Source organism: Pseudomonas sp. NPDC098747 (assembly GCF_044760045.1).
Taxonomy (GTDB): domain Bacteria; phylum Pseudomonadota; class Gammaproteobacteria; order Pseudomonadales; family Pseudomonadaceae; genus Aquipseudomonas.
On sequence record NZ_JBIWAL010000026.1, the window covers coordinates 1 to 14,075 of the forward strand.

Here is a 14,075-nt window from a genome sequence, read left to right on the forward strand (position 1 = left end):
GGCCACTACGAGCTGTTCATCCTCACGACCATGACCCAGAACAACAAATTCACCACCGGCCGAGTTTACGAGCACGTGCTGCGCAAAGAGCGTCGTGGTGACTACCTGGGTGCAACCATCCAGGTGATTCCGCACATCACCGACGAAATCAAGCGCCGCATCATCAAGGGTGCAGGCGATGCTGACGTGGCGATGGTCGAAATCGGTGGCACCGTCGGTGACATCGAGTCGCAACCGTTCCTCGAAGCCATCCGTCAGCTGCGATTCGAAGTCGGCGCCAAGCGCGCGATGCTGATGCACCTGACGCTGGTGCCGTACATCGCCACCGCCGGCGAAACCAAAACCAAGCCAACCCAGCACTCGGTCAAGGAACTGCGTTCCATCGGCCTGCAGCCTGACGTACTGGTTTGCCGCTCCGATCACCCGATCGACATCTCGTCGCGTCGCAAGATCGCGCAATTCACCAACGTTGAAGAGCGTGCGGTTATCGCTCTGGAAGACGCCGACACCATCTACAAGATCCCGGGCATTCTGCATTCGCAGGGTCTGGACGATTTCGTCGTAGAGCGTTTCGGTCTGCAATGCGGCGGTGCCGATCTGTCCGAGTGGGAAGCTGTGGTTGACGCCAAGCTGAACCCGGAACACGAAGTCACCATCGCCATGGTTGGCAAGTACATGGAACTGCTGGACGCCTACAAGTCGCTGATCGAAGCGATGAGCCATGCGGGCATCAGCAACCGTACCAAGGTCAACCTGCGCTACATCGATTCCGAAGACATCGAAAACCAGGGTACTGCTCTGCTTGAAGGCGTTGACGCCATCCTCGTACCGGGCGGCTTCGGTCTGCGTGGCGTGGAAGGCAAGATCACTGCCGTTCAGTACGCTCGCGAAAACAAGGTTCCGTACCTGGGCATCTGCCTGGGCATGCAAGTGGCGGTCATCGAGTTCGCTCGTAACGTCATGGGCTGGAAAGACGCCAACTCCACCGAGTTCGACCGCGCCAGCGGCCACCCGGTTGTCGGCCTGATCACCGAGTGGGAAGACGCCACCGGTGCCGTTGAAGTGCGTACCGAAACCTCCGATCTGGGCGGCACCATGCGCCTCGGCGCTCAGGAATGCCTGCTCGAAGCCGGCTCCAAAGTGCACGATTGCTACGGCAAGGACGTGATCGTCGAGCGTCACCGTCACCGTTACGAAGTGAACAACAACCTGCTGCCGCAAATCATCGAGGCCGGCCTGAAGATTTCCGGTCGCTCCGCCGATGCAGCCCTGGTTGAAGTGGTTGAAGCAACGGATCATCCATGGTTCGTCGCTTGCCAGTTCCACCCTGAGTTCACCTCGACACCACGTGATGGCCATCCGCTGTTCAGCGGCTTCGTCAAAGCAGCGTTGGCTCAACACCAGAAGAAGGCGTAACCCGATGGCACAGAAGATCATCCGCGTCGGCGACATCGAGATTGCCAACGACAAACCCATGGTGCTGTTCGGCGGCATGAACGTGCTGGAAAGCCGTGACATGGCCATGCAGGTTTGCGAAGAGTATGTGAAGGTCACCGAAAAGCTCGGTATCCCTTACGTGTTCAAGGCCAGTTTCGACAAGGCCAACCGTTCTTCTGTGACCTCGTATCGCGGTCCTGGCCTGGAAGAGGGCATGCGCATCTTCCAGGACATCAAGCAGGCTTTTGGCGTGCCGATCATCACCGACGTCCACGAGCCTGAACAGGCCGCGGTCGTCGCCGAGATCTGCGACATCATCCAGCTGCCGGCCTTCCTGTCGCGCCAGACCGATCTGGTCGTGGCGATGGCCAAGACCAACGCGATCATCAACATCAAGAAAGCCCAGTTCCTCGCCCCTCAGGAAATGAAACACATCCTGAACAAGTGCGTTGAAGCGGGTAATGATCAATTGATCCTCTGCGAGCGTGGTTCGAGCTTCGGCTACAACAACCTCGTGGTCGACATGCTCGGCTTCGGCATCATGAAGCAGTTCGAGTATCCGGTATTCTTCGACGTGACCCATTCGCTGCAAATGCCTGGCGGTCGTTCCGACTCCGCTGGCGGTCGCCGCGCACAGGTTCTGGATCTGGCCAAGGCCGGCATGAGCCAGGGTTTGGCAGGTTTGTTCCTCGAAGCTCACCCGGACCCGGACAACGCCAAATGCGACGGCCCTTGCGCCTTGCGTCTGGACAAACTGGAGCCATTCCTGGCCCAGCTCAAAGCTTTGGACGAACTGGTTAAGAGTTTTCCGACGGTAGAAACCGCGTAAACCTCAATTCTCCGGTAAAGTACCGCACGATTTGTCGCTCATGCCCTCGGGCATGAGCGTTATCGTCTGCAAATCTGCCCGCTGCACCCCCCTTGCCGACGGTAAAAAGATTTCCTCTAGCTGCGTCGTTTTCGTCAACTTTGGAGTGTTTACAACAATGGCAAAAATCGTCGACATCAAAGGTCGTGAAGTTCTCGACTCCCGTGGCAATCCAGCCGTGGTAGCGGACGTGCTACTCGACAACGGCATCATCGGCAGCGCCTGCGCGCCGTCCGGTGCATCCACTGGCTCGCGTGAAGCACTCGAGCTGCGTGATGGCGACAAGAGCCGTTACCTGGGCAAGGGCGTGCTCAAAGCGGTAGCCAACATCAACGGTCCGATCCGCGATCTGTTGCTGGGCACCGACCCAAGCGACCAGAAAGCCCTCGATCACGCGATGATCAAGCTCGACGGTACCGAAAACAAAGCGACCCTGGGCGCCAACGCCATCCTCGCCGTGTCCCTGGCTGCGGCCAAGGCTGCTGCACAGGATCAGGACCTGCCGCTGTACGCGCACATCGCCAACCTGAACGGCACCCCGGGTGTTTACTCGATGCCGGTTCCGATGATGAACATCATCAACGGTGGCGAGCACGCCGATAACAACGTCGACATCCAGGAATTCATGGTTCAGCCGGTTGGCGCCAAGTCTTTCTCGGAAGGTCTGCGCATGGGCACCGAGATTTTCCATCACCTCAAAGCTGTGCTGAAGGCTCGTGGCCTGAGCACTGCGGTCGGTGACGAAGGTGGTTTCGCACCGAACCTGGCTTCCAACGAAGACGCTTTGAAAGTGATCTCCGAAGCTGTGGCCAACGCCGGTTACAAGCTGGGCACCGACGTGACCCTTGCACTGGACTGCGCAGCCAGCGAATTCTACGAAGATGGCAAGTACAACCTGTCCGGCGAAGGCCAGGTGTTCACTGCTGAAGGTTTCGCCGACTACCTCAAAGGTCTGACCGAGCGTTACCCGATCATCTCCATCGAAGACGGTCTGGACGAGTCCGACTGGGCTGGCTGGAAAATTCTCACCGACAAAGTCGGCGAGAAGGTTCAGCTGGTGGGCGACGATCTGTTCGTGACCAACACCAAGATCCTGAAAGAAGGCATCGATAAAAAGATCGCCAACTCGATCCTGATCAAGTTCAACCAGATCGGCACCCTGACCGAAACCCTGGAAGCCATCCAGATGGCCAAGGCTGCCGGTTACACCGCAGTGATCTCGCACCGTTCCGGCGAAACCGAAGATTCGACCATTGCCGACCTGGCTGTGGGCACTGCGGCTGGCCAGATCAAAACCGGTTCGCTGTGCCGTTCCGACCGCGTTTCCAAGTACAACCAACTGCTGCGTATCGAAGAGCAGTTGAATGGCAAAGCCAAGTACAACGGTCGTAGCGAGTTCCGCGGTTAAGCGGAAACTGATAAAAGGACAGCGGATTGTGTCGGAAAAGTCGTGACAGCGATGGATTTGCCACTAATCTGATGCCTTAACAGCACAAGCCTGGGTTTTCCAGGCTTCGTGCTATCAGACGCTGCAAAGTTTTGGCGTGGCTGTCTTTTTTCACTGGATACCTGATATTCGATGCGCAGTCCTTACTGGTTGTTTCTCGTTTTGCTCTTGCTGCTGGCCGGTTTGCAGTACCGCCTGTGGGTGGGCAATGGCAGTCTGGCGCAAGTCGCCGAGCTGAATCAGCAGATTGCTGATCAACATGCCGAGAACGAAGGTTTGCTGGAGCGCAACCGAGTGATGGACGCTGAAGTCAGCGAATTGAAGAAAGGCATGGAGACCGTTGAAGAGCGGGCTCGCCACGAGTTGGGCATGGTCAAGGACGGCGAAACCCTTTACCAGTTGGCCCAATGATCAATTCCCTGCCGGCCTTCTGGGCCGTGATTCCTGCTGCGGGCGTCGGTGCCCGAATGGCCGCGGACCGTCCCAAGCAATATCTGCAACTGGGCGGGCGCACAATTCTCGAACACAGCCTCGGCTGTTTCCTCGGTCATCCGAGCCTCAAGGGCCTGGTGGTCAGTCTTGCTGTCGATGATCCTTACTGGCCGAACCTGGCGTGCGTCAACGATCCGCGCATTCAGCGCGTTGAAGGCGCCGCCGAGCGTTCCGGTTCGGTGCTCAATGCCTTGCTGCATCTGCATGCGCAAGGTGCCGACGATGAGGACTGGGTGCTGGTGCACGATGCGGCACGGCCCAATCTGAGTCGCGATGATCTCGACAAATTACTCGATGCGCTGGCGGATGATCCGGTGGGCGGCTTGCTGGCGGTTCCTGCACGCGACACCCTGAAGCGAATCGACAAGCACGGTCGTGTGGTTGAAACCGTTGACCGCAGCGTGATCTGGCAGGCTTACACGCCGCAGATGTTCCGCCTCGGGGCACTGCATCGCGCGTTGGCGGACAGCCTGGTGGCGGATGCCATGATTACCGATGAAGCCTCGGCGATGGAGTGGGCGGGTCTGGCTCCCCGTTTGATCGAGGGCCGCGCCGATAACCTCAAGGTGACCCGGCCGGAAGATCTGGAGTGGTTGCGTCAGCGCTGGGCTAACCGCCGCTGAGTGCAGTGTTGTTTATCAGATTGCCTTCGCGAGCAAGCTCGCTCCCACATTGGATCTACGTCGCTCACAAATCTACTGTGGGAGCGAGCTTGCTCGCGAAGGCGGCAGCCCAGTCAGCCAAAATACAACTGTTACACCATCACTCTTTTCAAGTCCGATACTCCGGCCGTTCGGCCAATCCTTCCTTAAGAAAATCCACCAATTTGCGCACCTTCGGCGACAAATGCCTTTGCTGCGGATACAGCGCCCACACCGCCGTATTCGGTGGTTGATGCGCCTCCAGCAACGAGATCAACGCTCCACTGTGCAAGTGCTCCAGCACGTAGTAGTCGGGCAACTGACACAACCCGACCCCTTGCAAAGCCGCATCCAGCACCGCTTGCCCACTGTTGCAGCGCCAGTTTCCCTGCACTCGCTGGGAAAATTCCCGCCCGTTTTGCTCAAGCTGCCAGATGTCCGTGCTGCCGATCAGGCAATTGTGGCGAGCGAGTTCCGACAAGCTGTGTGGGCGACCGTACCTTTCCACGTAGGACGGTGACGCGCACAGATACATGCGCCGTGGCGCCAGACGCGTCGCGACTAGCCGTGAATCCTGTAAGCGTCCCAGCCGAATCGCCAGATCCAGCCCCTCATGCACCAGATCGAGTTGGCGATTGCTCAGCTCTATATCAATGCGCAGTTGCGGGTAGAGCCCCATGAACCGTGTTACCAGCGGCACGATAAATCGCTCGCCATAGGCAACAGCGCAAGTCATGCGCAACATGCCTTTGGGTTCGCTGGTCAGATCACCAACCGCGCGCAGGGCTTCTTCGCGTCCGTCCTGCAAGCGCTGGCAGTGTTGCAGGAATGTTTGCCCAGCTTCGGTCAGCGTCACTCGCCGGGTGCTGCGATAGAGCAGGCGCGTCTGTAAACGCTCTTCCAGCCGTACGATTTGTCGACTGATGTGCGAGGAAGAAACCCCAAGACGTTCAGCCGCAGCGGTGAATTGGCTGCATTCAGCAACGGCGACAAACTCGTCGATGCCTTCCCAGCGGTTTTCGGACATCGGGATTATCCCTATATGGCAATAATGTTTTGCTTTTGGCCGGATTATTCATCGTTAGGCCATGTATTACACTCCTTGTCTGCTTTTTTTATTTATTCGATTTACTGGAGAGTCAGCATGATCAAGTCGCGCGCCGCCGTTGCCTTCGAGGCCAAGAAGCCGCTGGAAATCGTAGAAGTCGATGTCGCCATGCCCAAGGCCGGTGAAGTATTGCTGCGCGTGGTGGCCTCCGGTGTTTGCCATACCGACGCCTACACCTTGTCCGGTGCTGACCCGGAAGGGATCTTCCCGTCGATCCTCGGCCACGAAGGTGGCGCCATCGTTGAGGCGATTGGCGAAGGCGTGACTTCGGTTGCTGTAGGCGATCACGTCATTCCGCTGTACACCCCGGAATGTGGCCAGTGCAAATTCTGTAAGTCGGGCAAGACCAACCTGTGTCAGGCAATTCGTGCGACCCAGGGTAAAGGTCTGATGCCGGACGGCACTTCGCGTTTTTCCTACAAGGGCGAAACGATTTTCCACTACATGGGTACTTCGACGTTCTCGGAATACACCGTGTTGCCGGAAATCTCTGTTGCCAAAATCGCTAAAGACGCACCGCTGGAAAAGGTCTGCCTGCTCGGTTGCGGTGTCACCACCGGTATCGGTGCAGTGCTCAACACTGCCAAGGTAAAACCAGGTGATACCGTGGCCATTTTCGGTCTGGGCGGCATCGGTTTGTCGGCAGTCATCGGTGCGGTGAAGGCCAAGGCCGCGCGCATCATCGCCATCGACATCAACCCGGCCAAGTTCGAAATCGCCAAGCAACTCGGCGCGACCGATTGCGTGAACCCAAAAGATTTCGATCGTCCGATCCAGGAAGTCATCGTCGACATGACCGATGGCGGCGTCGACTTTTCCTTCGAGTGCATTGGTAACGTGCAACTGATGCGCGCCGCCCTTGAGAGCTGCCATAAAGGCTGGGGCGAGTCGGTCATCATCGGCGTTGCCGGTGCCGGTCAGGAAATCGCTACCCGTCCGTTCCAGTTGGTCACCGGTCGCGTCTGGCGCGGTTCGGCATTCGGCGGCGTCCGTGGCCGCAGCGAATTGCCAAGCTACGTCGACATGGCCCAGAGCGGTGAAATTCCGCTGGATACTTTCATCACCCACACCATGGGCCTGGAAGATATCAACAAGGCGTTCGACCTGATGCACGAAGGCAAGAGCATTCGTACCGTCATTCATTTCTGATCAATCGTGATGTCATGGCTACAAGTCTTGAAGGCTTGTGGCCGTGACCGCGTAGGAGTCTTTACATGAGCCTGGAAAACATTTCCTGTCAGAAAAGTTTCGGCGGTTGGCACAAACGCTATCGCCACCGTTCCGATGTGCTGGGTTGCGACATGGTGTTCGCCGTGTACCTGCCACCGCAGGCGGAGCAGGGCGGCAAGCTGCCGGTGTTGTACTGGCTGTCGGGGCTGACCTGTACCGATGAGAACTTCATGCACAAGGCCGGCGCGCTGCGCATGGCTGCGGAACTCGGTTTGATCATCGTGGCACCGGACACCAGCCCGCGCGGCCCCGATGTGCCAGGCGATCCGGATGGCGCGTGGGATTTCGGCCTCGGCGCCGGATTCTATTTGAATGCCACGCAGGAACCATGGTCGCGTCACTATCGGATGCATGACTATGTCGTGCAGGAATTGCCTTCACTGGTTGAAGCGCATTTCCCGGCGTCCGATAAGCGCAGTATCAGCGGCCACTCTATGGGCGGTCACGGTGCGTTGGTTTGTGCCTTGCGCAATCCGGGGCGTTATCAATCGGTGTCGGCATTTTCGCCGATCAACAACCCGATGGATTGCCCGTGGGGCCAGAAGGCATTTTCCCGTTATTTGGGCGAAGACCGTTCGAAGTGGAAAGAGTGGGATGCCTGTGCGCTGATCGCCGAGGCCAACGAGAAACTGCCGCTGCTGGTCGATCAGGGTGATCGCGATGACTTCCTCGCGACTCAGCTCAAACCCGAAGCGCTGCAACAAGCGGCAAAACAAGCGGGTCATCCGCTGACGCTGCGCCTGCAACCGGGCTACGACCACAGCTATTTCTTCATCTCAAGCTTTATAGACGACCACTTGCAGCATCACGCACAAGCCCTTCGGGGCTAATGCAGGTAGAATCACGCCCTGACAAAAATCGGGGCGTTTTTTTTATGCGTATTGGCCACGGCTATGATGTGCACCGTTTCGCTGAAGGCGATTTCATTACTCTGGGCGGCGTGCGCATTGCACACAGCTTCGGGCTGCTCGCTCATTCCGACGGTGACGTCCTGCTGCACGCCTTGAGCGATGCCTTGCTCGGCGCGGCTGCGCTGGGGGATATCGGCAAACACTTCCCGGACACCGACCCGCAATTCAAAGGCGCCGACAGCCGCGCTTTGCTGCGTCATGTGGTCGCGCTGATCCACGCCAAGGGCTGGAAAGTCGGCAACGTCGATAACACCATCGTTGCCCAGGCGCCAAAAATGGCCCCACATATCGAATCGATGCGCGCACTGATCGCCGCGGATCTTCAAGTTGAGTTGGATCAAGTGAACGTGAAAGCTACCACCACCGAAAAGCTTGGCTTTGTCGGTCGCGAAGAAGGCATCGCTGTACACTCCGTTGCCTTGTTGCTGCGCGCATGAATGAACTGCAATTGCTCGGCCCACGGGCCTATGGCGAACCCCTCGGCACCGCAGTACTGAAAGCCATCGCTGAAGATTTTCAGGTGGATGAAGTGCTGGATATCCCGTTCAGTGGGGACGGCGAACACCTGTGGATCTGGGTGGAAAAACGTGGCCTGAACACCGAAGAAGCTGCGCGGCGTATCGCCAAGGCTGCCGGTGTGCCGCTGCGCACTGTCAGCTATGCCGGTCTCAAGGATCGTCAGGCGTTGACCCGTCAGTGGTTCAGTGTGCAACTGCCGGGCAAGGCGGATCCTGATCTGTCGGCGGCGGAAAACGACACGCTGAAGATCCTCAAAACCACTCGCCACAAGCGCAAGCTGCAACGCGGCGCGCATTCGGCGAATGGTTTCACGTTGCGCCTGACGCAGTTCGCCGGCGACAAAGCCGCGATTGAAGAGCGCCTGCAACTGATCGTCAAACAAGGCATTCCCAATTATTTCGGCGCCCAGCGTTTCGGCCATGACGGCGGCAACGTTGTCGACGCCCGTTCGTGGGCGGCGCGCAAGGCTCTGCCGGAGCAGCGTAATGTGCGTTCGCGCCTGCTGTCGACGGCGCGCAGTTTTCTGTTCAATCAGGTGTTGGCGGCGCGTGTGGCGGATGGCACCTGGCAGCGAGCGTTGGTTGGCGATCTGCTGGCGTTCACTGATAGCCGTAGCTTCTTTCCGGCCGGTGAAGCTGAATTGAGCGACCCGCGCCTGGCGATTCTCGATCTGCATCCGACAGGTCCCCAGTGGGGCGAAGGTGACTCCCCGGCCGCTGGCGCTGTCCATGATCTGGAGCAGGGGATTGCCGCGCGTGAAGCGGATCTGCGCGATTGGTTGATCAACGCCGGCATGAGTCAGGAACGTCGCATCCTGCGGCTGCCCATTGGCGAGTTGACGTGGCATTATCCCCAGCCTGACATTCTGCAACTGGAATTCGTCCTCCCGGCCGGATGCTTCGCCACTGTATTGGTGCGCGAGCTCGTTGATCTGGTGCCGGTGGGGCAGACGGACAGCCCATGCGTATTCTGATTTCTAACGACGATGGGGTAACCGCACCCGGTCTTGCCGCGCTTTATGCTGCGCTGGCGGATTACAGCGAGTGCGTGGTTATCGCCCCGGAGCAGGACAAAAGCGGCGCCAGCAGTTCGCTGACGCTCGACCGTCCGTTGCACCCGCAATACCTGGCCAACGGCTTCATCAGCCTCAACGGCACGCCAACCGATTGCGTACACCTGGGCCTGAATGGCTTGCTGGAACGCCAGCCGGACATGGTGGTTTCCGGGATCAATCTCGGCGCCAACCTTGGCGATGACGTGTTGTATTCGGGGACGGTGGCGGCCGCTCTTGAGGGACGTTTCCTCGAGCGACCATCGTTCGCCTTCTCGTTGGTCTCACGCCAGGTCGATAATCTTCCTACGGCAGCCTACTTTGCGCGCAAACTGGTCGAAGCCCACGCCGGGCTCGATCTGCCGCCGCGCACGGTGCTCAACGTGAACATTCCCAATCTGCCAATCGACCACATTCGCGGCATCCAGCTGACCCGACTGGGGCACCGTGCCCGGGCGGCAGCGCCGATGAAAGTGGTCGACCCGCGTGGCAAGGCCGGTTACTGGATTGCTGCCGCCGGAGATGTCGAAGATGGCGGCCCGGGCACCGACTTTCATGCGGTGATGCAGGGCTATGTTTCCATCACGCCGCTGCAACTCGATCGCACCTTCAACGATGCCTTCAGAAGTCTCGATGGCTGGCTGGAGGGACTGCGCTGATGGCTCGTGAACACGAAGACAGAATGCGCAGTGGCATCGGCATGACGTCCCAGCGCACGCGGGAGCGATTGATCCAGCGTCTATATGAAGAGGGCGTGTCGAACGCCAAGGTGCTGGAAGTCATCCGGCGCACGCCGCGTCACCTGTTCGTCGACGAAGCGTTGGCACATCGTGCTTATGAAGATACGGCGTTGCCGATCGGCCATAACCAGACCATCTCCCAGCCTTATATGGTGGCGCGCATGAGCGAGCTGCTGCTTGAGGCCGGTCCGCTGGACAAGGTGCTGGAGATCGGCACCGGTTCCGGTTACCAGACAGCCGTTTTGTCGCAATTGGTTGAGCGGGTGTTCTCGGTCGAGCGCATCAAGGTCTTGCAGGACCGGGCCAAGGAACGTCTGGTCGAACTCAATCTGCGCAACGTGGTGTTCCGTTGGGGCGACGGTTGGGAAGGCTGGCCGGCGCTCGCACCGTACAACGGCATTATTGTCACCGCAGTGGCTACCGATGTGCCGCAAGCCTTGCTCGATCAACTGGCACCGGGCGGGCGATTGGTGATCCCGGTCGGTTCCGGAGAAGTGCAGCAATTGATGCTGATCGTGCGTGAAGAAAATGGCTTTTCCCGACACGTTTTAGGCGCCGTGCGTTTCGTGCCATTGCTCAATGGCCCACTGGCCTGAGCATTTATTCAACGGCGCTGAATTCCTTTCGCTGGCCTTGGTCTTACACGGGCAGCGATTGTTTAAACGCAGCAGATTGTCAGCTTGCAAACGTGTGCGTGAAGCGATTTCGCTTCATTAAAGGTAAAGCCGATTCGGCCCGTTATACTTGCGACACCTCATGCCGAAGTTCGGCATTCGAATTTTTCAGCCACCACAAAGGGAGCGGCGGGTGAGTCTCACTGTCATTGCGCAGCGTATGGGTAACACGAGCTTTCAGCGCCTGGTGACTGGCCTTGTCCTGAGCACCTTGCTGGTGGGTTGCTCCAGCACCAAATCGAGCAATGTCCGGGTGGTCGATCGCAACGGCGCGGTCGCACAACGTCCTACCGTGACGACCGGCCAATATGTAGTCCGTCCGGGCGATACGATGTTTTCCATCGCATTTCGCTACGGCTGGGACTACAAAGCCCTCGCGGCGCGGAACAATATTCCTACGCCGTATACGATCCATCCGGGTCAGACAATTCGCTTCGACGGGCGTACCGGTTCTACATCGACGGCCGTGGTGAGTAGCGCCAGTTCCTCGCCGTCATCGTCCAGCAAAACCACCGTAATCCGGCGCCAGGCAAATGGCACGACGACCACCACAACCCGCGGTTCTACCGGTGCAGCACCGTCCGTCGCCAACAAGCAAACCACTGCTCCATTGCCTCCAGCAGGCCCGGCCCCGACCGGCTGGGGATGGCCATCTAATGGCATTCTGATTGGTAAATTCTCTTCAAACGGTAGTTTGAATAAAGGAATTGATATCGCCGGGGATTTGGGACAGCCTGTTTTAGCTGCGTCTGATGGGACGGTGGTTTACGCCGGGAGTGGCTTAAGGGGCTACGGCGAATTAGTCATCATCAAACACAGCGAAACCTACGTCAGTGCTTACGGACATAACCGCAGGCTGTTGGTTCGGGAGGGGCAGCAGGTCAAAGTCGGACAGACAATTGCCGAAATGGGGTCAACGGGTACAGACCGGGTGAAGCTGCATTTTGAGATTCGCCGACAAGGTAAACCAGTAGATCCGCTGCAGTTCCTGCCAAGGCGTTGATTTGCAATCCAGCCTGTTCCGTCGCGTAGAGGGGACAGGCTCCAGCGTTGCCAAGGATAAAGGCGTCGCTTGAGCTTGGGGTCGAACTCACCAAAGGACTATAACAATGGCTCTCAGTAAAGAAGTGCCGGAGTTTGACATCGACGATGAGGTTCTCCTTATGGAGGCCGGCATCGATTCGGAATCTTCGATGTCGAATGATGAAGGGGCTGCTCCACCTTCCGTTCGTTCCAAATCCAAACAATCCGCCACACTCAAACAACATAAATACATCGATTACACTCGGGCACTTGATGCCACGCAGTTGTATCTCAACGAAATCGGCTTTTCCCCATTGCTCTCCCCTGAGGAAGAAGTTCATTTTGCGCGCTTGTCGCAAAGTGGCGATCCGGCCGGGCGCAAGCGCATGATTGAAAGTAACCTGCGACTGGTGGTGAAAATCGCTCGGCGTTACGTCAATCGGGGGCTGTCGTTGCTGGATCTGATTGAAGAGGGCAACCTCGGCTTGATCCGCGCGGTAGAAAAATTTGATCCCGAGCGAGGCTTCCGCTTCTCGACCTACGCGACCTGGTGGATTCGTCAGACCATCGAGCGCGCGATCATGAATCAGACCCGGACCATCCGGTTGCCGATCCATGTGGTCAAGGAGCTCAATGTGTACCTGCGGGCGGCACGGGAGCTGACGCAGAAACTCGACCACGAACCTTCACCCGAAGAAATCGCCAACCTGCTGGAAAAACCGGTAGGTGAGGTCAAGCGCATGCTGGGCCTGAACGAACGGGTTTCTTCGGTCGACGTCTCGCTGGGTCCGGATTCGGATAAAACCCTGCTGGACACGCTTACCGATGATCGTCCGACCGATCCATGCGAACTGCTGCAGGACGACGACCTGTCACAGAGCATCGATCAATGGCTGTCGGAGCTGACCGACAAGCAGCGCGAGGTGGTCATCCGCCGCTTCGGCCTGCGCGGCCACGAGAGCAGCACGCTGGAAGATGTAGGCCTGGAGATCGGCCTGACCCGGGAACGGGTGAGACAGATCCAGGTAGAAGGCCTCAAGCGCCTGCGGGAAATTCTCGAGAAGAATGGGCTGTCGAGCGAGTCGCTGTTTCAGTAAGCGTTTCAACCGTTAACCCGCATTAAGCCCCGACTGGTTCGGGGTTTTTTGTTGCTCAAATAAAGGCACTGATTCCCTACAGAAGACATCGGTCGAGATTTGTAGTCTAGCTCTGTAAGCCTTTGCTTACTGTTTCGTAAGCGTTCGTAATTTTTACACTGCGGCAGACGTCTATTTCTGCCACTGACTGTTTTTAACCGATTGATTTATATGTTTATTTTTTATTTTGAAACGCTTGTGAAAGACCGTTTAAGCGTCCAGGACCGGTTGCTCTTGCCGGAGAATTCTCTAGTATCTGGGTTGTGTCGACGGACAGACACGCCCTTCAAGGAAGAGGGGAACGGACATCGCAGGATGCGATTCATCAGGACGATGAAAAGGAACACAGGGAATAGGGAAAAAATGTGGGCGGGTCAAACCGCCCCTTTTTTTGCCTGTAAAAAAGCAATACCCACAAAAGCAAAAAGGCCCGCAAAGGGCCTTTTTATCGAGCGCGTGACAGATCAGCGTTCGAGGTCTTTCAATTTGCTGCCTACCGACTTGTTGATCACGCGGTCGAATTCCTCGGCGTTGGGCATCGAGTCCTTCTTCTCGGTGATGTTCGGCCAGATCTCCGCCAACTCAACGTTCAGTTGAATGAACTCCTGCATATCCTCCGGAACTTCGTCCTCGGAGAAAATGGCTACGGCCGGGCATTCTGGTTCGCACAGGGCGCAGTCGATGCACTCATCCGGGTGAATCACCAGGAAGTTCGGGCCTTCGTAAAAGCAGTCCACCTGTGATACTTCTACGGAGTCTTTTTACTTGAAGTTTATGCATTTGTTTTTGAGTATGATT

General features: G+C 57.6%; 14 protein-coding genes and 1 pseudogene. 13 read left to right on the forward strand and 2 right to left on the reverse strand.

The features are described from left to right. The 5 genes from ACIQVE_RS16810 to ispD form a co-directional block, all read left to right on the forward strand. On the forward strand, positions 1-1,416 hold a 1,416-nt coding region (locus tag ACIQVE_RS16810), incomplete at its 5' end, for a CTP synthase (RefSeq protein WP_402810302.1). Positions 1,417-1,420: 4 nt separating this feature from the next. Beyond that, positions 1,421-2,266, forward strand: a complete 846-nt coding sequence (gene kdsA / locus ACIQVE_RS16815; RefSeq protein ID WP_150594518.1) for a 3-deoxy-8-phosphooctulonate synthase — start codon at positions 1,421-1,423, stop codon at positions 2,264-2,266. 157 nt (positions 2,267-2,423) lie between these two features. Further along, the gene (gene eno, locus ACIQVE_RS16820) at positions 2,424-3,713 is read left to right on the forward strand and encodes a phosphopyruvate hydratase (RefSeq protein ID WP_402810305.1); all 1,290 of its coding nucleotides are present in this window, start codon (positions 2,424-2,426) and stop codon (positions 3,711-3,713) included. A gap of 171 nt (positions 3,714-3,884) precedes the next feature. Further along, positions 3,885-4,163, forward strand: a complete 279-nt coding sequence (ftsB, locus tag ACIQVE_RS16825; RefSeq protein WP_007908838.1) for a cell division protein FtsB — start codon at positions 3,885-3,887, stop codon at positions 4,161-4,163. Further along, positions 4,160-4,867 (forward strand): 2-C-methyl-D-erythritol 4-phosphate cytidylyltransferase, encoded by a 708-nt coding sequence (gene ispD, locus ACIQVE_RS16830; RefSeq protein ID WP_402810307.1) that lies wholly within the window; start codon positions 4,160-4,162, stop codon positions 4,865-4,867. The genes ftsB and ispD overlap by 4 nt, the downstream gene beginning before the upstream one ends. A gap of 148 nt (positions 4,868-5,015) precedes the next feature. Here the strand turns inward: ispD and ACIQVE_RS16835 are convergent, their stop codons facing one another. Then, positions 5,016-5,912, reverse strand: a complete 897-nt coding sequence (locus tag ACIQVE_RS16835) for a LysR substrate-binding domain-containing protein (protein ID WP_402810308.1) — start codon at positions 5,910-5,912, stop codon at positions 5,016-5,018. 117 nt (positions 5,913-6,029) lie between these two features. On the opposite strand from ACIQVE_RS16835, the gene ACIQVE_RS16840 reads away from it, so the two are divergent. The 8 genes from ACIQVE_RS16840 to rpoS all read left to right on the forward strand — a co-directional run bounded on the left by ACIQVE_RS16840 (position 6,030) and on the right by rpoS (position 13,238). Then, on the forward strand, positions 6,030-7,142 hold the full coding sequence (locus tag ACIQVE_RS16840; RefSeq protein ID WP_402810310.1) for an S-(hydroxymethyl)glutathione dehydrogenase/class III alcohol dehydrogenase: 1,113 nt from the start codon (positions 6,030-6,032) through the stop codon (positions 7,140-7,142). Between the two features lie 65 nt (positions 7,143-7,207). Beyond that, positions 7,208-8,053, forward strand: a complete 846-nt coding sequence (fghA, locus tag ACIQVE_RS16845) for an S-formylglutathione hydrolase (protein WP_402810312.1) — start codon at positions 7,208-7,210, stop codon at positions 8,051-8,053. A gap of 44 nt (positions 8,054-8,097) precedes the next feature. Then, positions 8,098-8,571 carry a 2-C-methyl-D-erythritol 2,4-cyclodiphosphate synthase gene (gene ispF, locus ACIQVE_RS16850; protein WP_034149878.1) on the forward strand — a complete coding sequence of 158 codons (474 nt, stop codon included), beginning with the start codon at positions 8,098-8,100 and terminating at the stop codon, positions 8,569-8,571. Next, entirely contained in the window at positions 8,568-9,626 is a 1,059-nt protein-coding gene (gene truD / locus ACIQVE_RS16855; protein ID WP_402810314.1) for a tRNA pseudouridine(13) synthase TruD, read from the forward strand. Before ispF ends, truD begins: the two co-directional genes overlap by 4 nt. After that, positions 9,614-10,363 carry a 5'/3'-nucleotidase SurE gene (surE, locus tag ACIQVE_RS16860; protein ID WP_402810316.1) on the forward strand — a complete coding sequence of 250 codons (750 nt, stop codon included), beginning with the start codon at positions 9,614-9,616 and terminating at the stop codon, positions 10,361-10,363. The genes truD and surE overlap by 13 nt, the downstream gene beginning before the upstream one ends. Positions 10,364-10,404: 41 nt before the next feature. Next, entirely contained in the window at positions 10,405-11,040 is a 636-nt protein-coding gene (locus tag ACIQVE_RS16865; RefSeq protein ID WP_402810405.1) for a protein-L-isoaspartate(D-aspartate) O-methyltransferase, read from the forward strand. A 211-nt stretch (positions 11,041-11,251) separates the two neighbouring features. Further along, positions 11,252-12,121 carry a peptidoglycan DD-metalloendopeptidase family protein gene (locus tag ACIQVE_RS16870; protein WP_402810317.1) on the forward strand — a complete coding sequence of 290 codons (870 nt, stop codon included), beginning with the start codon at positions 11,252-11,254 and terminating at the stop codon, positions 12,119-12,121. Between the two features lie 106 nt (positions 12,122-12,227). Then, the gene (rpoS, locus tag ACIQVE_RS16875) at positions 12,228-13,238 is read left to right on the forward strand and encodes an RNA polymerase sigma factor RpoS (RefSeq protein WP_150594510.1); all 1,011 of its coding nucleotides are present in this window, start codon (positions 12,228-12,230) and stop codon (positions 13,236-13,238) included. A 503-nt stretch (positions 13,239-13,741) separates the two neighbouring features. Here rpoS and ACIQVE_RS16880 read toward each other — a convergent pair. Continuing rightward, positions 13,742-14,057 (reverse strand): annotated as a pseudogene (locus ACIQVE_RS16880) (ferredoxin family protein). Positions 14,058-14,075 lie beyond the last annotated feature (18 nt).